Origin of the sequence: Pseudomonas extremaustralis (genome assembly GCF_900102035.1) — a bacterium.
Classification (GTDB): Bacteria; Pseudomonadota; Gammaproteobacteria; order Pseudomonadales; family Pseudomonadaceae; genus Aquipseudomonas; species Aquipseudomonas extremaustralis.
This window is the reverse complement of the sequence record NZ_LT629689.1, coordinates 2,741,879-2,766,516: the sequence shown is the minus strand read 5'-3', so window position 1 is coordinate 2,766,516 and position 24,638 is coordinate 2,741,879. Positions and strand designations below refer to the sequence as shown.

Here is a 24,638-nt window from a genome sequence, read left to right as displayed (position 1 = left end):
ATGATGTCACCCTGCTGCTATCCGTCGGCATCGGAACCTGATGATCCGCTGGCAGCTAAGCTGAGTGATGCTTCTCGTTCGAATCGGGTTTTTTGATCGGCAGGAGGTAGTCATGAATTTGGCAGATTATATTTCAGTGCTTTCTGATGGTGAGAAAATAGACGGATGCCAAATCACCACACCAGATGCTGTAGCGATCGCCCGCCTGCATTTCCCTTCCCGTGCCTATTGTCTTGTTGCTGATTGGGCAATATTGGATCTCGACGTCACAACAAGTCAGCGGAAAGCCATTACGGACAGGGAGCTAATTCCTGCTCTCGTTTACGCTTCGACCGTTATCCAAGACAGTAAAGGTCGCTTCGCACCTGGTGATTGGGTCAAAACAACACTGGGTGTTTCTTTCACCCACAACTGCTTGTTTCTAACAAAAAACACGGTTTATGTGCTGATGGGGGCCGGTCGAAGGGTGCGTACAGATTTAGACATCGCACTGAGCCTGTGCTGAAAAACTCACTCCCACACAGGTGAGTGCCAAGTCGCTCTCGCATAGCGTTCAGGCATGAATGAACGCCGTTGCTGTTGTGTCAATCTATGTTGTTACCAATCGAGCGTCGTATTTGAAATGTGACGTGTCTGTGTCAGTCTATGTTGCTGTTGTATGGATCCAGGATCAAGCTACAGGCCCCGGTTTACTGGATGGGCTGTGTCAAACTATGTTGTTGGTAACCAGCGGCAGATGAACCAGCTCGAAAAAACCATTGTTGACTCAGCGCGTACCCAGCTCATTGAGCTACGGCACGCTCTGGCGGAGTCGGAAGGGTTTGAACATGGCAGATGAACTGGATGATCTGAGCGCCGACGAACTGGCGATTATTGACCTCAAGTCCTTGACCCCGGAACTGGCAAAGCAGATTGTACTTTTCCGCAAATACGATGAAGGGGAGCTGACTGCCCGTGAGTATTTGCAAGCAGTGGCATCCTTTCGATCAAATCGACCCAGTGGCAGCGTGCCAGATTCGGCCCCTGCGAAAAAGCTGACTGGCTTAGTTCCTATAGCAGCGATTGCCGCTATTGCCTTCGCTGTTGGTCTAGCAGTGGGGCCGTGGGCTTCAAAGAAGGTCTACGGATATTCCTCTGTGGAAGAGTGCCTGCTTGATGCGAAGAATCGTTATCAGGCGAGCGCATGTGACGAATTGTTTCCACGAACGGCCAAATAGACGCTGAACACTATCGGGGCGATAGCCTGAAAATTAGGCTCAAGTAATCACGGAAACGCGGCTACCGCGCCCAGGGCTTCCGTGCTACATGATCATTTTTTTGTGAGCTGGAGCGGAAAATGGATGAGATTTCGTTGGAGCAAGATGGTGTCCACTGCACAGCTGAGTACGAGGTACATGGTGAGGAGCTGTATGTGTATCTGCCTGACGGTGAATGCCGCCAGACGACATTGAATGGCATGAGTGCAGAGAGTGCGGCACTCACGCATCTACGCTCGTATTTGAAGAAAATAGCTAAGCCTGCATGACGTAGGCCTCTTATTAGGTGAGCCACAATCGGACATACGGAAGTGAAAGAAAAGGAGGAAAAAGCATGGCAAATTTTTACCCGCCAGGGTATTGCCCTGACAAATGCAGTGGCGGTCAGTCTGATCGCCAGGTGATTGTAGCGGAAAGGCTTCAAAGTGAATTTCCAGAGGCGGTTCGCGGTGAAATCACGGCTCACGGAGGGGCTAAGCGTTGCAACTACTGTGGTTTGGTTTACCTGCACCCGATTCGCGCAATTGATGGGCGCCTCGGCTTTTGGGATTCCGGGGTTCGAGGGACAGTTTGGAATAAGTAAGTAGCGTCTCTCACCGCACCCCAAGCCCCGGTCTACTGGGGTTTAGGCAGTAGTTGGGGGGCGATTTGCGCTTCCCTGAAGATCGTTACTGAGGAAGTGCATGAGCACCGAAATGGGTTCTATTGATCGGGTGAAGCTGGATGTCGTTGTGAAAGCATGTCGGCGGGGGCTTGAGACCCTTTCGGATACAGCTGGATCGGCATTTAAGCAGTTTCCGACCGGAGCATGCGGAATCGCCTCAGACATCGTTGGCCGCATCTTGTGGGAAGCTCTGGGGTACGAGGGGGTTTATGTGTGTGCTACGGGACATCCACTCCTTAGCCAAAATGCCTCTCATGCCTGGTTCGAAGTCGACGGTTTGATTATCGATATCACGCACGACCAGTTTCATGGTACTGAACTCAACGGCTGGGTCTTCGCGCCAGAGGACGGGTGGTACACCCTGTTCGAAGAACAAGAACGTCGTGATGGGTACAGCCCGCCATGCGAATGGCTAATTTATCCAAGTGACGGATATGACGTCGCGTGTAATGAGGTGGTTGCACAAGGGATCACTGTCGCAGATCTACAAAGCTACTGAACTGTTCCGGGAAATGTTCGCAGGCTGATCACCAGCTAGAGGAAACCACGGCTATGACCATGCGCACATATGAATACTTTGCTTGCCCCAACGGCCACCAGGGCGAAGAGAAAACCACCGAGAACGATCAGCCATATTCGAAGTGCTGGGAGAGTATTTCGATCAAGGGCCTCAGAAACGGGCCATATGGCAGCTATTTATGCGAAGTGTGCGGGTTGCTGATGTCTCGCGTCCCGAAGCCATCCGCATAGGAAACGACCATGCCATTCCCAAAGATCCACCAGCACAATTCACACGTCACGGCCGATCCGATCATGTCGGACTATGTTCGCGAGCAGTAGCAACGGCTTCATATCGAATGGCTTACTCATGTTCGACCACCAATGTAAGTCGATAACAGGTCGATAAGGCCGAGTCCCAACTCGTAGCTGATTTGCACTCGGGCATCCTGATCTAGGCGTCGGTCGAGTTGGTAGCAACGGCCACCGTTGATGGGCGCAAGATGATGAGTGCTCTGTTCATAGCGTTCGCACGCATAGGCGGCCCGAAGCTCGTGGAAGCCTTTGAGGTTGTGCGAATGGAGCATCTCTCGTGCGGGGCGGACGATTTGCCGTTGTAAATCGACATAGCTTTCGTTCGGTGCAAGCAGATTGCGGCTACCGTTGGGTGAAACCTGTTCGGCAAATTTCAGCGCGTCACGAATAGGATCATTTACCGTAATCCAACGAAGCGCCGACGCACGTGAGCGGCCACCTTGGATGCCATCTCGGATGTTGATTTTGCCGTAGTGTTCGGTCTCATGTTTTAGGCGCGGTAGGTCGGCCAAAATGGCCTCGCGCAAGCGCATGCCGGTGGCTCGCGCCAACTGAACGATGGCCGCCGCGCGTGGCATTTGGTGTTCGCAGAGCACGTCGACGATCGGCTTCACCTGCTCATGGTCTTGGCCTTGCGGCGTCGAGCGACGAACACTGGTACGCCGCATTCCCAAGGCCTTACTCGGGCTCGGCACCGCCACAGACTGATCGCCGCGAAGCGCCGCCATAGTCCGGTTCACGCTGGACAACCGGTTTTGCGCGGTGGCGATGCCGATAGCGCCTTGTTCAACTAGTTGGCGCAGATGCCCTGCGTAGTCCAGCAAGGTCTGCCGATCTATCTGTCGCGCATCGTTAAACCCCGGCCCATCCTCCGAACGACACCAGCGGACAAACGCCTGCCAGCGATCACTGTGCGCCTTGACCGTGGCGTAATGCCCACCACCAAAAAGATCGCGCAAGGCTTGCGGTCCGGCATAACTCAGTTGTCGGCCATAGCCAAAATTGCGCCCATCTCGTCTACCAACCAATGCCATGATCAAACTCCTCTCGAAGCCAAACACCTGTGAGGGTTGTCCACTAACGCGAGACTGGCGGCTCCTTACGACCGGGAGCTTGGGCCTCTCAAGAGCTGGCCTCCTGAACACTTCCGCAGATAAGCATTCGTGTCGCACTCAGAGATATTTTTTGAATGTCGCCGTCGTGATGGCCATGGCGACCCCGAGCATCACGGCGCAAGGCAGAAGTACCGCCATTGGGTTGAGCGAAAAGGGTAGGGACAGGTAAAGAATCCAGGGCACGATCAGCAGTGGGATGACCGCTCGCTTGGCCCGATGATAGACAAAGCTGCTTTCGCGCCCAGCGCCGAATTTCCGCAGGTCGCGGCGCATCAAACCATCGATGAAGCCGGTGAACATGGCCAGCAGAAGCAGGGGGGTCGCCAAGACCAGAATGGTCAGACGCACCACGAAAGTGAAAGTGACATACACCGCCGCCAGTACAAAATCCTCGATGCTCACATACAGCTGATTGAGCCCGCTCCAGAAGCGGTTGTCCTGGCTAGACGCCCGCGCCTGCTGGGCGAAATCCGTAAAACCGGTCTTGACCAGTAACCACTGCTGGAGGAAATCCAGCCACTGGACAATCGTCTGTCCAGGCTGTTGGATAATCAGTGAGGATGTGAAGTGCTCACTGAGCCAGCCCAGTTCGCTGCTCAGCATCGCCTGACTGTGTCGCCGGCCTTGATCACCCCAGAACAGCAGCAGACCGGCCCACTCGATCAGAATCGAGAACAGCAATGAGGCGATCAGCAAACCGATGACGTGCAGGACCAGGTTAATCGCCGAGACGATTAGCCCTGGGCGCTGGATGGGTTGCGGTGGAGGGTTCTGAGCTGAAGTCATCCTTCTTGACTCCGCGAGATGCACTGCAGGGCTGACGGTGTCATGGGGCCTCCTGAGCAGGAACACTTGCATCCACCGCTGAAGAAGTGCGTGGAGGCGTAACCCGATCTGGATCGAAGTCGAGCGTCGGGCCGCCACCGCTTGCGCTCCACCATTGTCTCGCCTGCTCGTTGTAGGTCGCCCGCATCCGCTGAGTGAGTTCCTGCAGGTCCTTGGGCATGGCATCGTCGTTGGAGGGTTTTGGCAACGGCATGCGGACTTTCCAGAGCTGGCCACCGGCCTGGAAGGAGAACATCTGTCCCTTGGGTAGACTGACGATATGCGCTGGCTCGATCAGCGGCACACTGGTGCTGCTGACACGGTCCTGCGAGGAGGAGGTGAAATCCGTGTTGGCTTCAGGATCGGAGGTGTCGGTGGCGCCGGACACCAGGGTCTTGGTCAGCACGTTAACCTTGGGCAACTGCTGGGTGAGCAGTTCAGCAGTGGCGGTTTCGCGCACCCGCAGCATCTGCAGGGTGTTGAAGTTGCCAATAACCTGGCCAGCTTTGGCGCGGTTGCCGATTCGCGCTTCGATATCGCTGAGGGTCTGGGTGTAGGCCGTCACCTGGATGCCGGCCCCGCCGCCCTTGTTGATCAGCGGGATGAATTCATCGCCCATCAACTCGTTGAACTCATCGGCGTGCAGGTTGATCGGTAGCTTGTCGGCGCTGCTGCCAGCGGTAGGCAAGCCATGGTCGATGCCGTGTTTGTAGATGTGTCCGGCGACCGAGACCAGATCGGCGAACATGGAGTTGCCCACGGCAGCGGCGACCTCGGCATCGGTCAGTGCATCCAGGCCGACGTAGACGATGCCGCGCTTACGGATGATCTGTATCCAATCGAAGATCGGTCGTGGGTCATTCAGGTCGGTGTAGTTGGGGGCCAGCAGTTGAGAGGTCTTGCCGGTGGTGAGTTTCTCCAGCAGCGGCAGTAGGGAGGCAACGATTTTGTCGAAGTAAGTACGGTCATATCGCACCGCCGAACGCAGTCCATCCAGTACCGGATCAAATACCCGCTTCACCGCCAGGTACTGCTCGATCGCCACCACGCGCTTTTCGCGCCCGATCATATGCCGGGGAATGTTTTTCTCGGTGAGTTTGCCTTCAAACTGGACGATCACTTCCCACGCCTTCGGGTCAGTTTTGGCGAAAAACTGCTGGGCGTATTCGATGAACAGTGCGTCGATGTTGACCACATGCCGTTGGATCTGCAGGTAGTCTGGACGTCGGCCTAGCTCGATCAGCGCTCGGGCGATGATGTTGACGAAACGCCAGGCGAACTCGCGAAAAGCCGCAGAGTTACCTTCACCGCTAAGCTGCCCGGCGATGCGTGACGCCACTTCCGAGATACGACCGAAACGTCCCACGGCGTTGTAGCGGGCCGAGATTTCTGGCCAGCCCAGATGGAAGACATAAAACTCCTTCTCCCGACCGGCACGTTTGGCTTCGACGTACATCCGTTTGAGCAGGTCGGCATCGCCCTTCGGATCGAAGACAATCACTACCTCGTGTTCAACGCGGTGTATGTCCTGGGTGATGTACACCTCGGCGAGTCGCGTTTTGCCGACACGGGTCGTGCCCAGCACCAGGGTGTGTCCGACCCGTTCGCCCAGCGTCAGGCTGACTTCCGTTTCGTTGGGTTCGACCCCATGCAACAGCGGCGAACCACCGACCGGGGGCAAAGGCCGCAACGGATTGAAGGCGCTGTCCCAGGCCGTGACACGCGCCAGTGACGAGAGCGGAAACGGTGCATGCTCCAGGCGGCGTTCGAGTTCACGTGCCAGCCGGTAACAGGTCGGTTGGTCGACATAGTGGGCGACCGCCGGATCCTGGGCTTCGACCAGGCGCTGGGTGTGCAGGTGTGTCCAGCGAAAGCCGCGCCCCATAAACAAACGCTTACGGCTGACTGGAATCTGTCGGCTGGTCAGTTCGTAGCGGGGCAGCCGACGGATATTGCGCCGATAACGCAGCACCTCCCAGGCTTGTCGCAGCCGGATCAGGCCGAACAGGGCATAGGCCAGCGCCGCAACCAGACCGATCTCGGGTGACAGGGCCACAGCCCAGGGCGAGTACACGCACAACACCGTGGCAGCGATGCAGATCGCTACGGTGTACAGCTCCACCGCTGGCCGGAGCTTGGACTCCATCGCATGCTCGGCCATGACCTGGACTCACTGTTCCAGTGAGGTGGCAGTGATCAAGACGGGATAGTGCTCAATCTGCAGGCGGGTGGCGATGTCGTTGCCGTTGACCGGCAGGATGGTAATGCCCGGAGCGGCTGCTCGAATCCGGGCCAGGGCTTCATTATCGGCCACTTCGACGGCGAGGCCAGCCGCGCCCATTTCCTGCAGTTCAGTCGCGCGTTGACGCAACCAAGCCAGCGACTGGGGATCGTCACCGACCAGGACAAATGGCCGCAAACCAGGCATGCTCAGGGCGCGAGACATGATCTGGCCGGGGCTCAAGTGAAAGCTGCGGACGGGCAGTATCCAGGCTTCATCGGCAAACGTGGACAGGTCCGCATGCATGACCCGATCAGGCTGGATCTTGTTGTTTATTGGCGGCCTGGAAACTTGAAAATGGGGCCGGGTGACGTCGCTCGGCTGATCCTCGGCAACGCTCAGTTCCGGCTGGGCGAAAGGTGCCAAGAGCAGGATGAGATAGCAGGTAAGGGATATTCGCTTCATGGTGGTGTGCCTTGTTCGAAGGAAACCAGCAACCGTTCGAGTTGCCGGGAAAAACCTGCGCGGTAACGCGCGGCGGGCGCTCCTCCTGCCGGGCGGTGATAGCGTCCGGCAGCTGACACCCAATCACCGGTGGCGGCGTGATGCTCCTGCAACAGCGCGGCGGTTACGGCGAGATTTCGGTAGGGATCGAGGGCTTCGCAGGGACTGGAAAAACGTTGCCCGTGGTAACCCAGGTTGGTTTGTCCAAGACCGACATCGACCCGCTTGGCGTCATGCAGGGCGAGCGCCTGAAGCAAGGCGTGACAGGCGGCCTGGCGAGTGGCGAAGTGGTAGGGTGTTCCGGCGATGTTCAGGGTCCAAGGCCAGGGCAGCAGTCGACCACGGACGCGGATACCACTCTCCTGCAGGGCAATCGCGAACAGCACCGTAGAAGGGATGTCGGCGTCATGCGCCGCCAATTGGTAGGCAGGAGGCGGAAGTTCGTCAGCCTGGACGGCGAGCATTGTCAGCAGGAGCGCAATACCACTCAGTCGAGGCGTTGCCATTGTCCATTCACCTGTTGAAATGTGGCAGGCAATGGCCCCGGGGCACCCAGGTTGAACCAGCGACCACGGTCATGGTTCAAGGTGATCTGCCGGCGTTGGACCTTGACCGGATCGATGTCCGCTTGCCGAGCCCAGCGACGGACGCGTTCATCCTGGCCTTGGCTGCCCACCAGGTAGATATCGAACGCCGTGTCGCTGCTTTGCAGACGCTGCGCTTCGTCGGTGCACGTCTGGCAGTGGTCCTCCACAAACAGGGCCTGGCGCGACATGACCGATGAGCTGGCAGGGGGTGGGGACGCCATGCCCTGGATCGGCAGCAGCCCGGGAAACAGCTTGGTCCAGGCCGCGGTGTAAGCGTTTTGGTAAGCCAACTCGCGCTCGGCGCGTTTGGCTTCCAGCACTATCTGTAATTCGGCATAGCGCTGGCGCTCTTGGTCGGTCTGGGCTTCGACCCCGAGTGCGGTCAACGGATCGAGGTTCGGGCTCCAGAAACCGCGCGGGCCGGCTTGGATCTGTTCGAAGCGCGTCCACTCCTGCTCCGTCAGACCCCAGCTCGTCGCCTGTTCAGAGTCAGAGCGCCCCAGGGGAGCGGACTGCGTGTCCTGGATCCGTGACTGTGTCGCGACGGGGTTGCCCACCGCAGCGCCCATGGCCAGTAGCGAAGCGAGACAGACAACGGTGGGCAGTAGCGCTCTGTTCATGATCACTACTCAAGGGAGGTGCACGGTCTGATCTGGCTGAGCGGCCACCGCGAAGATGGCTGAGTTCGGCTCCAGCACTTTCAGGTGCCAAGTTCCGAGATGCTCGCCGCTATGCAGCAGCCGGACATCCGTGAGCGAGCGACTGTCATGAGGTGCGATCGCCAGAAAGCGCTCACCACCGCGGGACTCGACACTCAATACTGAAAACGGTGGCGAGAGCGGGGTGGGTTTGGGGCGAGCGGTCTTTTTCGGTTTGGTCGCAGAAGGCGTCAGCGGTGGGGGGGATGGCTGGGTCTTGTGCTCCAGGAGCTGCTGCTCGACCTGTTCAAGGCGTGGGCGCAGCGCTGTCAGGTCTGCCTGGGTGGCGCGGGCTGCCAGACCATCACGCAGTTCCTGTATCTCTTGCGCCCACTGATCCAACATCGGATCGAGGGTCTTGACCTGTTGCTCACCAGTATCGACCATCTGCTTCAGGTCTTTCAGCGCGTACTGCAGCTTCTCCTGGGCATCCTTGAGTGCGCTTGAATCATGTTGCAGGGTGTCCAGGGTTTGTAGGTGTTGGGTGTTCGTGCTCTGCAGTTCGGCCACGCGTTGATACTGGTTATACAAACCACCGCTCAGGCCGGCGACCGCCAAGCAAAGCAGCCCAATGATGAGGGTTTGAAACGTCGAGGCTCTCATGGGCGTGCCTCCAACAGATGGGGCGAGACGGGTGTGATCAGCGCGCCGCCGGCCTCCGTTTTCTGCTGTTCGAAGCAGACCGAACGGCTGACTTCGTCGGTCGTGAGTTGCCAGGCGGGGCCAGCGAGCACTTGCAGCGCGCGGCGCAAAGAGATCGGGCCGAGCCGGTAATGGGCCGCGGGCAGGGGCCGAGTAAACAGCACCCTCACCGACGCGGTAACGGGGCAGAGAGCATAGCCCGAGCGCTGCAATACGTACTGCAATGCATCCTGCACTGAAGGGTTCAGGCTGGACGGGATGCTCACGTCAATGATTTGGGCAAGAAGATCGCGTTGTTCCGTGGTGGGCTCGGTGCTAACCAGCGTGTAGCGGCCATAACGAAGCTCTGCCGGATAGCTTTCTTCGGCTATGCCCTTCGAGTGCTGGGCCCGATTGGAGCCACTGTCTATCTCTGGATTGGTCGGCAAAGGATCGGGGATTTGCGCGGTGCAGGCGCTCAACAAACCCAGCAGGCAGACAGGCGTGAAAAAACGCTCCATGGAAGAAACCTCATGTCAGATTCAGTGCAGAACCTGACATGAGGTGAAGGAACGATTCAGTGAGAAAGTTGATTCAAGGTGGGTCGTGTTAACACTGAACACGTTGCTATTCATCGAAAATGGCGAGCCCATCCAAGACGGCAGCGTCGGGGTCGAAGATCAACAATCGCACATCCGCCAATGCCGCCAAATACAGTACGTTGACCAAGGTTTCCGGTGTGCCTGCGTCGAGTTGTTCTTGTCTCAAGCTCGAATAACGATTGCCCTCATTGTTCAACAAGTTATCGTCCGTCCATGGCGTGCCGATCAGTTTGCAACCGATACCGCAGCAATCTGGAAGCGTAAAAAGCTCGAACAAAAGGCCGGTCTGCCGCAGAGCGAAGTTACTGACCCACTCTTTCAGATAAAGCATCGCTGCTTCGGGAAGGTGTGCGGTGCTGATTTCCCAGGCTCGACTGTAGTGTCCCGTTTCGAAGCTTAAGCGATGTACCATGGCTTGTGCCTCTTCCAGGGAGTACAGATCTCCGAGGTGATGCCGCTCGTTGAGCATTTCGCCCGTCACAGCGTAGATTACTTGGCGCACTAGCCCGGTGGACTGGCAGCGTTCATCCAAATCATCCGAAATGGATTGGCCTTCGCTGATCACGGCGAAATCGTCATTGAACAGGCAGGGGAACAGTTGCAGCTCGTCGTCGGGCAGATGGGCCTGTGCGTCGTGCACGGGTCGACAGCAGGGAGGGCAGTCGTCTTCGTAGGTGATCAGTAGCAGCCGTTCGATATGAAGGTTGTCGTAACCGCGAGCAAATGGGTTGGAGGCCGTCAGCAGGGCTGCAGCTTGGTGCGTGGGGTTCATGAAGGATCTCCAGAATGATAATGGACAAGGCGCCCGAAGACGCCTGTGAGGATTAAAGCCAGCCATGTTCGGCAAGAGAAAGTGGACGACCTTCACCCACGATGAAGTGATCCAGTACGCGCACTTCGATCAAGGCCAAGACCTCTTTCAGCCGTGCCGTCAAGACGCGATCCGCCTGGCTGGGTTCTGTACAACCTGAGGGGTGGTTATGAACAAAAATGGCGGCCGCGGCGTTATGCGCGAGGGAACGCTTAACGACTTGGCGGGGATAAACGCTGGCGCCATCAATGCTGCCGTGAAAGAGGACTTCGAACGCCAACACCCGGTGCTGGGCATCGAGAAATATCACACCGAAGACTTCATGCTCTTGTTGCACAAGATGCAGTTTTAGGTATGAAGCCACGGCGTCAGGCGACATCAGGTTAGGGCCGCGGGCGAACAGCCGACGATCCAGAATATGCAGTGCTTCGTCGATCACCTGGTTTTCTTGGACGATACGATCAGCCTCGAAATCCGAGGTCTCAATCAGTGTGAGTTGGGTGCTCATGGTGGTACCTCCGAAGGGAACAATCAGGGGTACACACCCGAGGGGAGTGGTGTCCCCGAGGTGGATATAGAGTTGTGGGCGTTAGCAGGTGACGCGCTGTTTACAGCCGAGTGAATCGGTGGCGTTGACCGTGTAGGTGTGAACCACAACCGTCGCAGGGCAATGGGGAAAAAGCCTTTATTCCCCAGCCAGTTTCGGGATCGAAGTCGGCACTGATGGGCATTAACCGAACCAGTCCACGATGGATACCGGCGATGCGTTTCTCAATTTCATCCGTCGTGTAATAGAGCGATAACGTGCTGTAGTCCTCGTAAGCAGTAGCGAACAGGCAGTCGTCGCAAAGCCAGAACGATTCCATGATGGTTCCCTTGTGCGGATTGAAGAAAAGGCGCTCGAGGGAGCGCCTTGATGGGAACATCGTGGACTGTTCAGGCGGACTGAACGGTACGTGTAGCATCACGGCGAGCCGTGCGGGGAGCGGGTGGAGATTCAGGTTCGACCCGAGCCTCTGTTGGGTTTGCGGTCTCCTCAGCTTCGGTATCAGCCGATGAAGGGGATGGCTCACTGTTTGGCGCTTGCTCAGCAGGTGCTGTTACTTCCTGCCTGACGGGCGCTTTGTATTCGAACGTGCCGTTGACCTTGATCCAGTCAATGAACAGCAAACGACCTTTCAGGCTGGCGCCCGGTTGACCTTGTTTATCGCCTTTCTCGTAGAGAAACGGATCGATCCACAGGTCGCCGATACGGAACGACAGCAAGACCTTTTTCTCGGCTTTGACGGCGCCCATATAGAGACGAATCAAGCGTTCAGCTTCACCCCCAGCGACTTTGCAGTCGAAACGGGTGTACTCCACCGCATCGGTGGCACCGTGCAGGGCTGCGATATCGCAAGCCATGAATGGCTGGCCGCGGCGGACTTGTACTTCACGAACACGGTTGAGATAACCGATACCGACGGTGTGCAGATTGAAGTAAGTGGTCGCTTCTTGGGAGTGGTTGGCGTGGGCCATGGTGTTTCTCCTGTTTCAAGGGAAAACGGCGACGCACAGCCCCTGACGGGGAAGCGAGCCCCCGTCAGGGTGGGTAAGGTGAAGGCGAGCGATGAACGACTCGGCACCGGCAAGCCGATGACGATCAGAACGATGCGTCTGGGGAAATAGCGGTGCAGCAGAGGAGCATCTGCGGTGGTGATCCGCAAGCATAGGGTAGTGGGCATTCATTACCGCTGAAGCGGTAACCGCGCGAGCTTCCGAACGCTGATCGCACTTGGGTAAACCACCACGAACGTGGCGTAGCCTTGAAGGTTCTGGCTACCTGGGCTGGGCTGTCAACGACAGCGAACCACGCCCTTTGTATAAGCCTGTCATAGGGGAGCGTCAAGACGCTGCCACCCGATTTTTTATGGCCGGAATATAGTGGTAGTCACTGGACTGAAGAAAGTGAAGAGTGCGCCTGGCGGGGTGCCAGGCGAAGAAGAGAAAAGCCACCTTTGACGGTCGTACGCAGTCGACAAGCTCCTCGCAAAACTGTATTCACTGCGTCACGCTTCGCCAACCGACCCTTGTCGTGGCCCGGGTCGGAACATGCTGGCACGCATCCGCGCACAAAGGGTGCCCAGTGTTTCCCCGGTGGGCTCCGGAACTGAATACGATCGCTGAAGCGGATGACCGCTATTGCCTGGTAGAGGCAACAGTGGTCATCCGCCACAGTGATCAGGTCGAGCACAAATCAGGAATGAAATTCCGCAGAAAGAGAAGGCTCCGAACTCAAGGAGTTCGACCGACCTGCCCGGAGCGATTCGGTCTTGGGTCGCCGTTGGCGATGATCCTGAGACACTACAGCAGAGAGGGTGGGATCACGTCAAGCCAGTGGGCGATCCCGCATAAGCCACTACATTGAGCACGATGAAAGAGGTTACTTACTGCCGAGATGAGCGGCCAATTGTTCGACGGTTGCCAGGATAAAGGCGCGGTCACTTTCTTTGCCTTGGCCCGTGAAATCGGACAACACTTTATCGACTTAGAGAGGGATCAGCCGCCGTTGATGATGCACTGATCAGCACATCACCCCAATACTCATGCCGATCTACAGTGAAGCGTCATGAGCGACGCGTATCTTTTCTGATCGGCACTGTTCCCTTACAGTCGGGGTAGTGGGAGCATGACCAGAACGGTCCTGATTTGCCCTTTCGTTTGAGCATTGAGGCGTTGCAAATGGGGCAGGTCGGGCCGGCTTCGACCGGTACCGCCAAGGTGAGTGCGCCACAGTGTTCGACCAATTGTGCAATCCAGTTCGCCTGCTTGGCAACGAACGCATCTAGGGTCAGGCGTCCCGCTTCGATTTCGTCCAACGCCTGTTCCCAGATTGCGGTCATACCCGGATCTGCGACTGCTGCTGGTACCGCCTCGATCAGGGTATGGGCCGCGGCGGTGGCCATCAAGGCGCGTTTTTTCTTCAGCAAATAACCGCGATCAATTAACCCTTTGATAATGCCGGCTCGTGTGGCTTCGGTTCCGATACCGGTGGTGTCCCGAAGTTTCTGTTTCAGGCGTGGGTCGTTGACAAGCTTGGCGACGTTTTTCATCGCCTTGATCAGATCACCCTCGGTGAGAGGTTTAGGAGCGGCCGTTTGCATGGATTTGAGTTCGGCATTGTCCACTGCGCACTGCGCTCCCTTTTGCAAGATGGGTAAGACTTGGGATTTGTGACTGGGCTCATCCTCCTCGGTGTTTTCGGAGAGTAAGCTTTTCCAGCCCTGGACCAAGATCAGTTTGCCCACAGCGGTCAATCGTTCTTCGCCACGCGCCAGTTCGACCTGGGTCCGATCAAACTCATGATGCGGAAGAAACTGCACTAGGTAGTGGCTACGGATCAGTTCGTAGACATGGCGTTCTTGTTCGGACATCCGCACCAGGTTTGCCGGTTCGATGGTGGGGATGATGCCGTGGTGCGCAGTGACCTTGGCATTGTTCCATGCGCGGGAGCGCAATGATTGATCGAGGTCCTCGAATGCAGGTCTGAGTGCAGGATCCGTTTTGAGCAGGGCGTCTAGTACCGCGGGAGCCTCGTTGAACATATTCTCTGGCAAATAGCGGCAATCGCTGCGCGGGTAGGTGGTGGCTTTGTGGGTTTCATACAGGGCTTGGGCGATGTTCAGGGTTTCCTGGACGCCGAGCCCCAGCTTACGCGAGCAGACTTCCTGCAACGTGCTTAGGTCGAAGGGCAGGGGCGGCGGTTCTCGGAAGTGCTCAGTATGTAACGAGATTACCGTGGCGGACTTCTCGTCGGTGATTGTTTGGACCGCGTGATGGGCAAGCACTTGTTGTAGGCAACGCCCCGACTCGTCCCGTCCTGAGCATGGCGGTAACCACGCCGCGATGAATCGCTGGCCCATCGACGATAGGTGTACCTCAATGTTCCAGTAAGGTACCGGGACGAAGCCGGCAATCGCACGATCCCGATCGACCACCAGACGTAAGGTGGGTGTCTGGACGCGCCCCACTGACAAAACGCCGTCGTAGCCTGCCCGCCGACCAAGAAGGGTAAACAAACGACTGAGGTTCATGCCGATCAGCCAGTCGGCACGGCTGCGGGCGAGGGCCGAGTGATAGAGCGGGAAGGTCTCCTGACCAGACTTCAGCGAGGAGAGGGCTTTGCGAATCGACGCCTCGTTGAGGGCGGACAACCAGAGGCGCTGAACGGAGCCTGGATACTTGCAGAGCTCCAGCAACTCGCGGGCAATCATCTCACCTTCTCGGTCGGCGTCGGTTGCGATGACAACGGTGGTGGCTTCGCTGAGCAGGCGTTTGATGATTTTGAACTGCGCGGCAGTCTTGGGTTTGACCTCGACCTGCCACTGCACGGGAATGATAGGTAGATGATCCAACGACCAGTTTTTGTACTGAATGCCGTAGGTTTCAGGCGGGGCCGTCTCCAGTAGGTGGCCGATACACCAGGTGACAGTTGTCTCGGGGCCGATTAGGCAACCATCACCACGCCGAGTGGCTCCGAGAACCTTGGCGATGTCACGACCCTGGGAAGGTTTTTCGCAGAGGAAGAGGCGCATATAACTACTCCGGATTGAGTTCGGAGCAGCGTTGTTCGAAGTAGCAGGTGCGAGATATGAGAAACCCGAATGGCAGGTTCCTCATATTAGTCGGTGAGGGCGGCTTTGAATGGGCTGAAGCTGCTACCTTATTGGAGCGTTTGCAACTGGGTGGGGGGCTTCATGAGCCGCGAGCAATGACAGGCCAGGAACTTCGCGCAAAGGCGCAATTTTTATGCCTGAAGTCGTTCAGGCCTTAGGTGATTGCCCTCTGTGTTTCCTGGGTTTCGAGGTCGGCGAGCTGGCCTGCTCAGTATTTTGAGCGGCCGTCGGTTCACTGGAGCGTTCCCGCATGACCACGCTGTGCACCCGGTGAGGCAGGATGCCGACTCGACGGGCCTCGATCTTGAAGGTCACCCGCGCATTGTCTTCGCTGTCCTCCCACTCATCGCGCACCGTACGACCTTCGACCAGTACGCGCATGCCTTTCTGGTACAGGGTGCTCCAGTGTTCAGCCTCACGGTGCCAGAGCTCAACCGGCGCCCAATAGCCGCCCCGATCTTCATAGCTGCCCTCGCGTGGGATGGGGTTGTCAAAGTACACATTCAGCCGTAGCAAACGCCGCGGCTCGTCATTGCCAGAGGCGAACTCCTGGAATTCTGGCGCACTGCCGATGTTGCCTTCGCCGACGAAAAAAGTACTCATCGTGATATCTCCGCTGCGGTTGTGAACTGGCGCAGCAGCCGTTCGGCACTGGCCATTTTGATCGCGCAGGTCGAGGCCTGGCGGTAAAGCGAATGCACCACGCTCATCTGTAGGTTCAGTGCAATGCGCTCGCATTCGAAACGGTGCAATCCTTCGCGCACGACCTGGGACAGGGAGTTGTTGCGGACCTGGCGTTCCCAGACCGCAACCCCCATACGGGCAAAATCACGGGTGCGCCAACGCAAAAAGGTGCTGCCCGCGCTGGTGTTCTGCAGCACCAATCGAATGTCCAGCAGTGAGTAAGGAGGCTGTCCGGCCTGCTGCACCACAGCCACCATCAGGTGACACAACTGCGCCTCGATTTCCCTCGCCACCTGCGCCAGGTGCTCCAATTCCCCCTTACCCTTAAAAGGTTTTAAAAGGCCTTTTAGGGAGGCTGCGTGTTCGAGCTGTCGATAGGAATCCTGTGTCAACGTATCGAAGGGCATTGGGTGAGCCGGATTCATGGGATTCATGCTTCGTCCTCCGGATCATCCACTGTCGTAGGCAGCTCCTCCGCGTCTTCTAACAACGCGTCGGCATCATCCACTGCCGCCGCACCACGGCGAACGATTGGCGGCGCGAACTGGGAGCGGCGATGACCCTCAAGAATGTCCATGGGGGGCAAACCCAGTTTATCGATGGCCGCCAGGGCACGCGCGTTGTTCGCCGCCATGTCATCGCGTGTGACGCCAGCATGCCGATAGCGTTGCGCCTGGCCGAACAGGCTGCGCAATAGATGGGCGCCGTCGTCGATCCAGGCTTCCATGTCGACGCGGCCGATCAAGGCGGTGTGATGGGCCAATAGGGTCCGGCGCACCAGGGTGTCGTAGTCGGTCAGCAGGTAGACCGCCAGAAAACCCAGCTGGCTGCCGATGTACAACGGCAAGGTGACGGGGTGGATGTTGAGGTTGTCGCTCATGTCGATCTGTGTCGGCAGGTCCTGCCTGATTCGATCCAGCTGTTGGGTCAGTTCCAGCATTCCGGTCTTGGCCTGCATCAGCTTTTCTTCGAGTTGCACCATGGCCCAGTCGGCATAGGGATCGTCCTGGGCCGCGGTTTGTTTGATCAGGTTGGTGACACTGATGTAGCCGGCCATGCCCATGATCGAGTGGACGCCTTCGCGTGCGGTCCGACCTTGCCAGATACGGGCGGCGTGGTGGGTGTGCAGGGTCAGGGTGATGCTGCTGCGCAATGAACCCAGGTTGAGTTGATAGTGATCGGCCACGGTGTTGTCCTCGCATTCGCTTGGACGGGAACGTTGCGACAGATGAGGGTCGAGGGCAGCCAAAAAACTGAATGCGGTCTGTTCGGTTTGGTTTAAGAGGGCTAATTATGGAGACGTCAGTAGATTTGATGCCACCGGCATCAAATCTACTGACGTCTACGTTCATCGAAAGAGATGTCCCGGCTTTTCCCTAAGAGTTTCATAGTTTGGTCCGATGTGTTCGTAGAGTGGAACACCATGGATTTGATGCCACTGGCATCAAATCTACTGAGGTCCACCGCGTTTGCCACGCAGTTGGCGCAGCTCATTCAGGCACGCTTGTGCGAGGGCAGACGCGGGTTCGCCCTGTTGTCGAGATGGCCGCGAGGGAGCGGGTGGAGGTGATTCTGCAATGGGTGAAGGTTCGGCCTGACCTGCCCAAGGACGAAAGTCACCTTTCAGTGCGCGCTGGATCAGGCCCATCAGATACGCCGCTGGCTTGCGGATTCCACCGGCCGCACAACGTGCTCCCGCTTCGTTGAGCACCGCCTGCCGATCCGCTGGTTTGAGCTTGTTCAGCGCCACGGCGACGGCCTGACGCTCGCTTGGGCTCAGGTGCAGCGCAGCGGGCCAGTGCAGGTTATCCACCGCTGGGGTCGCGCGCGGTACTGTACAAATACTTTCTTTTAATACAGTACAGGCGGCGTTCGGATTCCGAACGGTGTCTGAAACATTGACGTTCAGGCCCGGTTCGGAATCCGAACGAGGGCCTGCACGATTCCGAACGCGGTGATCTTCCTCCCGTTCGGAATCGTGGAAGGCATCAACGGCTGGCTGATCCAATCCTTGCTGCGTCCAGTGTTCGCCCCAGCTGTCGAGCCGCGTCGGTAACCGATCACGATCGATATTCGTGTCCTGGCGGACTTCCTCCACAACGTGCTGAGCGACAATACGCACCGCCTTCGTCGCATGGCCGAGGGCATGCCCGACCAGCGCCAGGTAATCCTGATCCAGTTCCATGGCTTCGGCGGGGGTTAACGGCTCATCGTGCAGAACATACAGCGAACCTTGAAGACGTCCGCTGAGCTGATCGCGTCCGCGACTCACCAAACTGAGCCAGCGCGTCAACCTGAGCATCGTCAACACCCGAGCAATGGTTTCACGGGAGGCTGACGCACCGTAGGGCACGCTCGACAGGTAAGGCTGCAAATCCTCATAGCGCGGCGTGACCACGCCCTGGCCTTGCAGCATGAGTCGAAACACCTGCCAGGCATTGCGTTCCAACGGCGTCAACCGACTATCCAACAGCAGCCGACGTGGCACGACTTCGTGAGATTGGCCACTAAACAGAAAGCCAGCCTGTAGAGCCTGGTTGGAGGGCTGCTCAGTGGTTGGGCGTGCAGGCCAGCGCTCATGCAGCTGCTTTGTGCATTGCTGCAGGACACGTTGCCAGCGTCCGGAAGGAACAGCATTCATGTTTTGTTGCTGTACTGGTCGATTTGCTGCCAAACGATGGTCAAGCTGATCTGCTGTTCTTCGGCAAGCATCATCATGGCGTCGAGTTTATCCTCGGTGCCGTCCTCTGTTCGTATTTGGCACCAACGTTGCCACAACGCATGCTCCTGCGCTTCGCTCAAATGTTGGGGGCGGCCTTTACGGGTTTCTATTTTGAGTAGACGCCGGCGCATGGCTGTTTCCGAATGCGCCAGGCCGAAGCACTGATACATGATGGTGCTGCTGGCGCCGAGCTTGAGCGCTCGGTTGATCAACCGTTCGTTCTGTTCATCACGTTCAGCTTGTTCGATCAAACGATGCAGCACCGGCGAGTCAATCTTGACCTCAAGCCAAGGGACAGTGGCATGGGCCAGGCGCGATAACGTGGTCGGTGGTAAGGATTGCAGCATGAAGATGTCATCCTCACTCAGTCCAAGTGCCTTGCAGCGTTGCAGGTTGCCCAGGCGTAGTTCGTGCAGTACCTGGGTTAGCATGGCTTGATTGAGCATATTGAAGGACAAGTTCATCTCAGCTCCTCCGGTGAGTTTTTGTCTTCAAAGATGAGTGTTAAGTCGATTAGGCGCCGGGCCAAGCGGATCAGGCGAAACAGTTTGATTAGCATACTGTCAGGCAGTCGCTCCAGACCCACGTCCGTGACTGGTCTATCTGGTAGAGGGAGTTGATAGACCCCCAGCAACAACTGCCCGAACAGTGCGGAGGGGATTTGCTTGCGATCCTCCCAGTTCACCTCGTCTTGAGCCCGTAACAGGGCCAGGAGCATTAGGTGAACGCCCGTCGAGCGAGGCGCTGAAAGATCGAGTCGCTCAATGTTCAGGGCGAAGCCCAAGCCACGCTTTTGATCAATGATGCTCTCGGCATCTCCGGCATAGGCCGCCATTTCTCGAGCCAGTCCAGCAATGGCTAAACGCAGTTGTTCAGGTGTATCCAGCTGTGGTGTGATGATCCAAATGTCGTCGATTGGGCAGGTTTCGACTGGAGACGTCGGCTCGGTGGAGATCTCGCGATCGATTTGCTCACGAATCTGTTGAACGCGTGATAGATGACTGACCGCAGGTGAAGTATTTTTTTCGGGGGCTGTGAGTCGTTCTTCTGAAATTGGCTCTATCTTGCTCTGGGCATCAGTTGATTCGGGGTTAGGGTCGGAGGAGGGCGACTCTGCCGCAGTTTCATGCCCGCTTGGCCGATGGCTGTTTTCTGAAGGCGTGGTGGTGACAGCCCTAGGCGTGGCGACGACCCGTTGGGTATCGCTCAGCTCCAGGGCCAGCATACGGTAGGACTGTCCAAGCAGGTGGCTCATGCGTTCGAGCAATTCGTCCTGGATCTGCTCAAGATCAAAAGATTCAGGATCGCCATCGAAGTAGCTCATGGTCTCTAGCCAGAACTCTGCAAATGAAACGGCAGCGGTTGGATAACGGTTCCAGGCTCGCTCAGCCTGACTACGTAGACCGATCAGGCGCTCTATCTGAGGCTTACCCAATCCGGCATACAGAGTTTGTGGAATGGCAGGCAATAAGTGTTCGAGGGTGTCCATCATACGGCTGATATGCGACTGCGAAATCGGATAGCCTCCAGCGGCAAGACGTCGAGCCAGCTCCCGTTGTGAGAGATCTGCGCCATCGGACTCAAGCATGGTTTTGAGTTTGGCTACTGCCAGCGCCCGTTCGATGAACGTGAGTTGACCGTGCAGGTCGCTTTCCGCCAAATGGCCGAGTAGGGCGGTGATTTCATTGCTCCAAGGTCGGAACAGGCAGTGGATCCGAAAGAAACGCTCGTCGCGAGTTTCCTGCCACAGTTCGCCGAGAATGGCTAAGCGCGTATTACCGCCGTTGCGGATGATGAAAGAGGCTTCACCCGGTCGGCGGGTTATCGGTGGCGGTTGATCCAGCCCGCGTTCACGGATCGACGCCTTGATATCGTCATAAACCGGGTTACGAATGAAGCGTGGGTTGTGTTCGTAGGGACGTAACTGTTCCAGAGTGACCAGCATGGGAGTGTCGATGACGGGATCGGACAGTCGCTCCAGTCCAGGACCTTGAGTGAAGTGGTCCTGGTGCAGCTTGTCGGTGATTTCCTCCTGACTGAGCTTCTTCATTGGAACCGCCTCGGTTAACGTCGGCTACGTAAATGGTCACCGACCTCGAATTTCACGATTTCGGCAGTCCCTGAACCTTCGAAATGTTGGGAGAGTTCTGCGAGGAAACACACCATGGCCGAGCGCCCCCCTTGCAAACGAAAAGCCACGGTGCAGTACTTCTCGCAAGCCGCGTCGCGTGGTCGAATGGAAGGCTGAACAACGATAGGAAACTGATCCAACATTAGAAAACTCCTTACCAAGCTCTATTGGCTTCAAGGTCGATCAAAAAAAAATCGGTGAAATGCTGATTGGGCGATTTTTTTATCGAGGCTCCGCACACCTCATTACCGAAGAGATCGCTTCACGCCATTCAGGGAATAATTCGATGGCCAGCGCCTGCATGATTTCTAGCGCAGACTGCGAGCGCCGGCGTTTACTCGACGGGCGAGCGTCTATTCGGTGGACCGGTAAGCCTAGGGAGGCGGCATTGAGATACGCCACCCGATCCGGGATTACGGTGTCTAGAACCGAGATCTTGGTAGCCTCTGGGAAATTCTCGCGCAGGCTTCGGATGATCATCCGGGTGTCCAGCCGATTGACGTTCACTTGGTTCAGTAAGAGCCGCAACGGCGGCGGGTCGATGCCTAGATGACGAAACGGTTCGAGCTCACTCAGTAGTTTTAAGGTGCCCCGACGCATTTCGCGGGCAGCGAGCATTTCCGGCGTGATGGGAGAGAGGGCGAGATCGGAGGCCAAGATGGCCATTTCCAGCAGCACACTGCGGGCTCCCTGAGTATCAATCAAAAGCAGGTCATAATTGAGATGCAAATCGTTGAGCAAATTGTGTAGGCGTAGTCGTCCGTCAGGGGCATGTAGCAACAAGGTGCTCAGTCGACCTTGATCGTCATTAGAGAAAATCAGGTCGAGACCGACGACTGCAGTCCTAGAAATTATTCGTTCAGGTATTGTTAGATTGAGTGCAATGAGCTCGTACGCACCTGCCTGCGCTTTCTGGCTCAATGAATAATAACTGGAGAGGGTGGGTTGGCTATCCAGATCCAAGAGCAGAACACGGAGACCAGCATCGGCCAACAGGCCGCCGAGGTTCGCCGCTACTGTAGTTTTGCCTACACCACCCTTGGTGGAAACCACCGAGACCACGTGCATCACCCTCACTCCTGTTGTGAAAGGCGTTCTGCAATCCAGTGTTCGATTTCCAGAGAGTCCCAGCCGACCGCGCGCAGCCCGATACGCTTCGCCCGCGGGAACTTGCCTTCCTTCATCAGGTTGTAAATATGCGCACGTTTGAAGCCGGTTTTTAGTTCAACCTCTTCACGTCGCATGATGTGGCGTTGGGGTTGAGGCGCTTCGGGTTCGGGTACCGATGGGTTGGACATGCTAGTCACTCCTGGCGCCTGTTGGCGCGTGGTGGGAAGTGACTTGGATTGAATCGCACTAGCGCGGCTGAGTCATTGCACTGCAATCAAGCCCATTGCAACGCAATTGACTGGATCAGTTGTTTTTCTTGAGGCTACGATTGGCCACAGCAAACTTTTCATCCAGCGTCCGCTTGCTGAGGCCGGGCACATCTTTGTGACGGGCGACAATGGCGTCGACGATGGCTGCTTGATTCGTGAATACCGAAAGAGGTTTTCCGGCGGGCGAATGGTCCAAAAGAAGGCTGACCAATGCCCCGATCATATTGTGATAGGTCAGTTCACTACGCTCGCTGAGTTGACCATTCGTTTTGGCCAAGGCTTTGAGATCATCTCTTTCAAGTCCAATCGACTGGAGTTCTCCCAAGATTTCTTGAATGTGTTGCTGTTGCGCTTTCAACGCTCTCGATAACTCGTCTCGATCTGCTTTCACTGAAAGAAACGTTCCGAGACTGACCTTTGCAGATGTATCCTCACCGGACTCGAATAAAAAGCTGGGCTTATGGTCGGGATAATGAATTTCCATCCAGCGGCGTAAGTCTGAATGGCGTATGGTCAGCTGATAGGGCTCTACGTAGCTTCCCAAAGGAACAGAAACGCCGAGGCAGCCGTACGGCAGTTCTCCATTGCGTATGGCGTCTAAAATCCTTTCGACAGCGATGTGAAGATTGGGCCATCGGGGAAAGAGGGTTGCAAGGTTCTCAGGACGAGACCAATCCGCGTGCATAATTTGGGCTTCGTAGCGAGTGAGATTGCACCAGCGCAATGCTGCATCTATAGGGCGATAGAAGCTTTTGCTATGCGAATTAAAAACATTAATAGCCATAGCGTGACGGACCTCCATTCCTAATGGATAGGCCTCTCACCGACTATCAATATTCAAACTAGCGATTCATGCTAGCTGTTTCCTCCATCGACCAAATCGGTGAGGTCATTTAATTTCGAGTGCTACCAGAAAGCAATACCCGAGTAGCAATCGATTTTTTACGCGATCCAGAGCCACAATCTCGGTCTCTTAACCAAAAATTCGGGTTCTGATTAGGTATCCTCCACATGACCCAGAGGTGCAGATATCATTAATCAATGATGCAGATTCTTGATGTTTGGAACTTCTTGATCAATTGAACCGCTCTGGATGTTAATAGCTAGGGAAGATTGATTATATTGTGCTCAGGCCCAGAGCCTAATTTCGTAATATTTTCCGCACCCCTGTCATTTACAATGAGCACGCTGCCCTCTCGATATCCGCCAGCACCTTGCGTACCTTCCGGTAGCATTACCATTGGTGTCATCGATACCACCATGCCCGTTTCTAGCACCGTCTCGATATCTTCGCGTAATTCGAGCCCAGCCTCCCGTCCGTAATAGTGGCAAAGGACTCCATTTGAGTGACCGTAACCGAAAGTGCGATAATTGAGCAGATCCGCTTGTAGATAGATTTCATTTAGCTCTGCCGCAATATCGCAGCAACGAACCCCTGGTCTAATTATCTCTTGCCCGCGTTGGTGTACTTTGCAGTTGATTTCCCATATGCGACGCTGCTGGGCATTTGGCTCACCCAAAAAAGCCGTTCGTTCTAATGAAGAAAAATAGCCTGCGATCATCGGAAAACAGTTAACTGAAAGTATATCGCCGGATTTAACTCGACGACTGGTAACGGGATTATGGGCGCCATCAGTATTCAGGCCGGATTGAAACCACGTCCACGTGTCACGAAGCTCACAGTAAGGCATGCGCTTAGCAATTTCCCTGGTCATTGCAGCCGTCCCTGCAAGTGCTACCTCGTATTCAGGCACACCTTCAGATATCGCCTCTAAACAAGCCGCACCTCCTACGTCCGCTACGGCTGCACCAATACGAATCAGCTGGATTTCTTCGGTTGACTTGAACATGCGAATACGGTTGGTGCCAGGCGCGATGCCAATTAGTTCCGCATTGTCAAGAGCGGCTTCTACCTTGCGAAATTTATCGAGGGATAGATGATCGAACTCTACGCCTATACGGCGAGATTTTAATGGGATTGCTTTACGTAGAGCAACAAAATAGTTATCACGCTTCCAGTCTGTATAGACAAGATTATCTCCCCAGCTGCGGCGATAACCTTGGCCTCCATCAATATTGGTCGTGATAAGAATGGAGCTATCGTGCGTTACTACTAATGCGTAGCTACGCCCAAACTCGCAGTAGAGGAAGTCGCCAAAATAGTTTATGTTGTGTATTGAGCTCAATACAATGGCGTCCAAACTGGTGTTGGTCATATGCTGACGTAATAGTTGAAGGCGTCGGGACATTTCCTTCACACTGAAAGTAGACCGTGTTTTAGGTCCATTTTGAAGTGTAATGTAATTAGGCATGCTCATGCCGAGGTTCCTGTCTAGTGAAGGCAGCGCGT

The 24,638-nt window shown here is 56.3% G+C and carries 28 protein-coding genes; 4 read left to right on the top strand and 24 right to left on the bottom strand.

Translation table 11 applies throughout. The annotated features are described in order from the left end of the window. The first annotated feature begins 112 nt into the window (after positions 1-112). The 4 genes from BLR63_RS12620 (at position 113) to BLR63_RS12605 (ending at position 2,419) form a co-directional block, all read left to right on the top strand. On the top strand, positions 113-505 hold the full coding sequence (locus BLR63_RS12620; RefSeq protein ID WP_010565122.1) for a DUF6957 family protein: 393 nt from the start codon (positions 113-115) through the stop codon (positions 503-505). A 322-nt stretch (positions 506-827) separates the two neighbouring features. Beyond that, a complete protein-coding gene (locus BLR63_RS12615) occupies positions 828-1,217 on the top strand; it encodes a hypothetical protein (protein ID WP_010565123.1) in 390 nt (129 codons plus the stop codon). Between the two features lie 119 nt (positions 1,218-1,336). Further along, the gene (locus BLR63_RS12610; RefSeq protein ID WP_010565124.1) at positions 1,337-1,525 is read left to right on the top strand and encodes a hypothetical protein; all 189 of its coding nucleotides are present in this window, start codon (positions 1,337-1,339) and stop codon (positions 1,523-1,525) included. Between the two features lie 414 nt (positions 1,526-1,939). Next, positions 1,940-2,419 carry a hypothetical protein gene (locus BLR63_RS12605; protein WP_231998167.1) on the top strand — a complete coding sequence of 160 codons (480 nt, stop codon included), beginning with the start codon at positions 1,940-1,942 and terminating at the stop codon, positions 2,417-2,419. Between the two features lie 367 nt (positions 2,420-2,786). On the opposite strand, the gene BLR63_RS12600 is transcribed toward BLR63_RS12605, so the two are convergent. The 24 genes from BLR63_RS12600 to BLR63_RS12485 all read right to left on the bottom strand — a co-directional run bounded on the left by BLR63_RS12600 (position 2,787) and on the right by BLR63_RS12485 (position 24,606). After that, positions 2,787-3,767: an integrase domain-containing protein gene (locus BLR63_RS12600; protein ID WP_010565126.1), complete on the bottom strand. Its 981-nt coding sequence runs from the start codon at positions 3,765-3,767 to the stop codon at positions 2,787-2,789. Between the two features lie 138 nt (positions 3,768-3,905). Further along, positions 3,906-4,634: a TIGR03747 family integrating conjugative element membrane protein gene (locus tag BLR63_RS12595; protein WP_010565127.1), complete on the bottom strand. Its 729-nt coding sequence runs from the start codon at positions 4,632-4,634 to the stop codon at positions 3,906-3,908. 40 nt (positions 4,635-4,674) lie between these two features. Continuing rightward, the gene (gene traD / locus BLR63_RS12590; RefSeq protein ID WP_010565128.1) at positions 4,675-6,834 is read right to left on the bottom strand and encodes a type IV conjugative transfer system coupling protein TraD; all 2,160 of its coding nucleotides are present in this window, start codon (positions 6,832-6,834) and stop codon (positions 4,675-4,677) included. A gap of 9 nt (positions 6,835-6,843) precedes the next feature. Continuing rightward, complete coding sequence (locus tag BLR63_RS12585; protein WP_010565129.1) at positions 6,844-7,359, bottom strand: integrating conjugative element protein; 516 nt, start codon at positions 7,357-7,359, stop codon at positions 6,844-6,846. Further along, entirely contained in the window at positions 7,356-7,904 is a 549-nt protein-coding gene (locus BLR63_RS12580; protein WP_010565130.1) for a lysozyme family protein, read from the bottom strand. The genes BLR63_RS12585 and BLR63_RS12580 overlap by 4 nt, the downstream gene beginning before the upstream one ends. Further along, the gene (locus BLR63_RS12575; protein ID WP_034128266.1) at positions 7,886-8,605 is read right to left on the bottom strand and encodes a TIGR03759 family integrating conjugative element protein; all 720 of its coding nucleotides are present in this window, start codon (positions 8,603-8,605) and stop codon (positions 7,886-7,888) included. The genes BLR63_RS12580 and BLR63_RS12575 overlap by 19 nt, the downstream gene beginning before the upstream one ends. Before the next feature lie 9 nt (positions 8,606-8,614). After that, positions 8,615-9,286 (bottom strand): chemotaxis protein, encoded by a 672-nt coding sequence (locus BLR63_RS12570; RefSeq protein WP_010565132.1) that lies wholly within the window; start codon positions 9,284-9,286, stop codon positions 8,615-8,617. Next, on the bottom strand, positions 9,283-9,825 hold the full coding sequence (pilL2, locus tag BLR63_RS12565) for a PFGI-1 class ICE element type IV pilus protein PilL2 (RefSeq protein WP_010565133.1): 543 nt from the start codon (positions 9,823-9,825) through the stop codon (positions 9,283-9,285). The genes BLR63_RS12570 and pilL2 overlap by 4 nt, the downstream gene beginning before the upstream one ends. Before the next feature lie 106 nt (positions 9,826-9,931). After that, positions 9,932-10,678: a DUF5983 family protein gene (locus BLR63_RS12560; protein WP_010565134.1), complete on the bottom strand. Its 747-nt coding sequence runs from the start codon at positions 10,676-10,678 to the stop codon at positions 9,932-9,934. 52 nt (positions 10,679-10,730) lie between these two features. Further along, entirely contained in the window at positions 10,731-11,225 is a 495-nt protein-coding gene (gene radC, locus BLR63_RS12555; RefSeq protein ID WP_010565135.1) for a RadC family protein, read from the bottom strand. Positions 11,226-11,325: 100 nt separating this feature from the next. Next, on the bottom strand, positions 11,326-11,583 hold the full coding sequence (locus BLR63_RS12550; RefSeq protein ID WP_034113377.1) for a hypothetical protein: 258 nt from the start codon (positions 11,581-11,583) through the stop codon (positions 11,326-11,328). A gap of 70 nt (positions 11,584-11,653) precedes the next feature. After that, complete coding sequence (locus BLR63_RS12545; protein ID WP_010565136.1) at positions 11,654-12,235, bottom strand: STY4534 family ICE replication protein; 582 nt, start codon at positions 12,233-12,235, stop codon at positions 11,654-11,656. Positions 12,236-13,323: 1,088 nt separating this feature from the next. Further along, positions 13,324-15,291, bottom strand: coding sequence for a DNA topoisomerase III (locus tag BLR63_RS12540; RefSeq protein WP_010565137.1), 1,968 nt, complete (start codon positions 15,289-15,291; stop codon positions 13,324-13,326). Between the two features lie 228 nt (positions 15,292-15,519). Then, positions 15,520-15,975, bottom strand: a complete 456-nt coding sequence (locus BLR63_RS12535) for a single-stranded DNA-binding protein (protein ID WP_010565138.1) — start codon at positions 15,973-15,975, stop codon at positions 15,520-15,522. Next, complete coding sequence (locus BLR63_RS12530) at positions 15,972-16,490, bottom strand: DUF3158 family protein (protein WP_034128265.1); 519 nt, start codon at positions 16,488-16,490, stop codon at positions 15,972-15,974. Before BLR63_RS12530 ends, BLR63_RS12535 begins: the two co-directional genes overlap by 4 nt. Then, complete coding sequence (locus BLR63_RS12525; RefSeq protein ID WP_010565140.1) at positions 16,487-17,242, bottom strand: PFL_4669 family integrating conjugative element protein; 756 nt, start codon at positions 17,240-17,242, stop codon at positions 16,487-16,489. The genes BLR63_RS12530 and BLR63_RS12525 overlap by 4 nt, the downstream gene beginning before the upstream one ends. A 264-nt stretch (positions 17,243-17,506) precedes the next feature. Beyond that, complete coding sequence (locus BLR63_RS12520; protein ID WP_034128264.1) at positions 17,507-18,697, bottom strand: STY4528 family pathogenicity island replication protein; 1,191 nt, start codon at positions 18,695-18,697, stop codon at positions 17,507-17,509. Continuing rightward, entirely contained in the window at positions 18,694-19,242 is a 549-nt protein-coding gene (locus tag BLR63_RS12515) for a DUF2857 domain-containing protein (protein ID WP_010565142.1), read from the bottom strand. Before BLR63_RS12515 ends, BLR63_RS12520 begins: the two co-directional genes overlap by 4 nt. Further along, entirely contained in the window at positions 19,239-20,828 is a 1,590-nt protein-coding gene (locus BLR63_RS12510; RefSeq protein ID WP_010565143.1) for a ParB family protein, read from the bottom strand. Before BLR63_RS12510 ends, BLR63_RS12515 begins: the two co-directional genes overlap by 4 nt. A 14-nt stretch (positions 20,829-20,842) precedes the next feature. Next, complete coding sequence (locus tag BLR63_RS32370) at positions 20,843-21,052, bottom strand: hypothetical protein (protein WP_010565144.1); 210 nt, start codon at positions 21,050-21,052, stop codon at positions 20,843-20,845. A gap of 79 nt (positions 21,053-21,131) precedes the next feature. Next, the gene (locus tag BLR63_RS12500; RefSeq protein WP_010565145.1) at positions 21,132-21,977 is read right to left on the bottom strand and encodes a ParA family protein; all 846 of its coding nucleotides are present in this window, start codon (positions 21,975-21,977) and stop codon (positions 21,132-21,134) included. Between the two features lie 5 nt (positions 21,978-21,982). Then, positions 21,983-22,207, bottom strand: a complete 225-nt coding sequence (locus BLR63_RS12495) for an AlpA family transcriptional regulator (protein WP_010565146.1) — start codon at positions 22,205-22,207, stop codon at positions 21,983-21,985. A gap of 115 nt (positions 22,208-22,322) precedes the next feature. Then, positions 22,323-23,072: a caspase family protein gene (locus BLR63_RS12490; protein WP_010565147.1), complete on the bottom strand. Its 750-nt coding sequence runs from the start codon at positions 23,070-23,072 to the stop codon at positions 22,323-22,325. A 319-nt stretch (positions 23,073-23,391) separates the two neighbouring features. Further along, positions 23,392-24,606: an aminopeptidase P family protein gene (locus BLR63_RS12485; RefSeq protein WP_010565148.1), complete on the bottom strand. Its 1,215-nt coding sequence runs from the start codon at positions 24,604-24,606 to the stop codon at positions 23,392-23,394. Positions 24,607-24,638 lie beyond the last annotated feature (32 nt).

Coding starts and splice junctions, on each gene's coding strand:
- BLR63_RS12535 (WP_010565138.1), bottom strand. CDS start 15,975: ATGAGTACTTTTTTCGTCGGCGAAGGCAACATCGGCAGTGCGCCAGAA.
- BLR63_RS12600 (WP_010565126.1), bottom strand. CDS start 3,767: ATGGCATTGGTTGGTAGACGAGATGGGCGCAATTTTGGCTATGGCCGA.
- BLR63_RS12520 (WP_034128264.1), bottom strand. CDS start 18,697: ATGAATGCTGTTCCTTCCGGACGCTGGCAACGTGTCCTGCAGCAATGC.
- BLR63_RS12585 (WP_010565129.1), bottom strand. CDS start 7,359: ATGAAGCGAATATCCCTTACCTGCTATCTCATCCTGCTCTTGGCACCT.
- BLR63_RS12615 (WP_010565123.1), top strand. CDS start 828: ATGGCAGATGAACTGGATGATCTGAGCGCCGACGAACTGGCGATTATT.
- BLR63_RS12510 (WP_010565143.1), bottom strand. CDS start 20,828: ATGAAGAAGCTCAGTCAGGAGGAAATCACCGACAAGCTGCACCAGGAC.
- BLR63_RS12495 (WP_010565146.1), bottom strand. CDS start 22,207: ATGTCCAACCCATCGGTACCCGAACCCGAAGCGCCTCAACCCCAACGC.
- BLR63_RS12545 (WP_010565136.1), bottom strand. CDS start 12,235: ATGGCCCACGCCAACCACTCCCAAGAAGCGACCACTTACTTCAATCTG.
- BLR63_RS12610 (WP_010565124.1), top strand. CDS start 1,337: ATGGATGAGATTTCGTTGGAGCAAGATGGTGTCCACTGCACAGCTGAG.
- BLR63_RS12620 (WP_010565122.1), top strand. CDS start 113: ATGAATTTGGCAGATTATATTTCAGTGCTTTCTGATGGTGAGAAAATA.
- BLR63_RS12580 (WP_010565130.1), bottom strand. CDS start 7,904: ATGGCAACGCCTCGACTGAGTGGTATTGCGCTCCTGCTGACAATGCTC.
- BLR63_RS12540 (WP_010565137.1), bottom strand. CDS start 15,291: ATGCGCCTCTTCCTCTGCGAAAAACCTTCCCAGGGTCGTGACATCGCC.
- BLR63_RS32370 (WP_010565144.1), bottom strand. CDS start 21,052: ATGTTGGATCAGTTTCCTATCGTTGTTCAGCCTTCCATTCGACCACGC.
- BLR63_RS12530 (WP_034128265.1), bottom strand. CDS start 16,490: ATGAATCCCATGAATCCGGCTCACCCAATGCCCTTCGATACGTTGACA.
- pilL2 (WP_010565133.1), bottom strand. CDS start 9,825: ATGGAGCGTTTTTTCACGCCTGTCTGCCTGCTGGGTTTGTTGAGCGCC.
- BLR63_RS12595 (WP_010565127.1), bottom strand. CDS start 4,634: ATGACTTCAGCTCAGAACCCTCCACCGCAACCCATCCAGCGCCCAGGG.
- BLR63_RS12515 (WP_010565142.1), bottom strand. CDS start 19,242: ATGAACTTGTCCTTCAATATGCTCAATCAAGCCATGCTAACCCAGGTA.
- BLR63_RS12550 (WP_034113377.1), bottom strand. CDS start 11,583: ATGGAATCGTTCTGGCTTTGCGACGACTGCCTGTTCGCTACTGCTTAC.
- BLR63_RS12500 (WP_010565145.1), bottom strand. CDS start 21,977: ATGCACGTGGTCTCGGTGGTTTCCACCAAGGGTGGTGTAGGCAAAACT.
- radC (WP_010565135.1), bottom strand. CDS start 11,225: ATGAGCACCCAACTCACACTGATTGAGACCTCGGATTTCGAGGCTGAT.
- BLR63_RS12570 (WP_010565132.1), bottom strand. CDS start 9,286: ATGAGAGCCTCGACGTTTCAAACCCTCATCATTGGGCTGCTTTGCTTG.
- traD (WP_010565128.1), bottom strand. CDS start 6,834: ATGGCCGAGCATGCGATGGAGTCCAAGCTCCGGCCAGCGGTGGAGCTG.
- BLR63_RS12485 (WP_010565148.1), bottom strand. CDS start 24,606: ATGAGCATGCCTAATTACATTACACTTCAAAATGGACCTAAAACACGG.
- BLR63_RS12490 (WP_010565147.1), bottom strand. CDS start 23,072: ATGGCTATTAATGTTTTTAATTCGCATAGCAAAAGCTTCTATCGCCCT.
- BLR63_RS12575 (WP_034128266.1), bottom strand. CDS start 8,605: ATGAACAGAGCGCTACTGCCCACCGTTGTCTGTCTCGCTTCGCTACTG.
- BLR63_RS12560 (WP_010565134.1), bottom strand. CDS start 10,678: ATGAACCCCACGCACCAAGCTGCAGCCCTGCTGACGGCCTCCAACCCA.
- BLR63_RS12605 (WP_231998167.1), top strand. CDS start 1,940: ATGAGCACCGAAATGGGTTCTATTGATCGGGTGAAGCTGGATGTCGTT.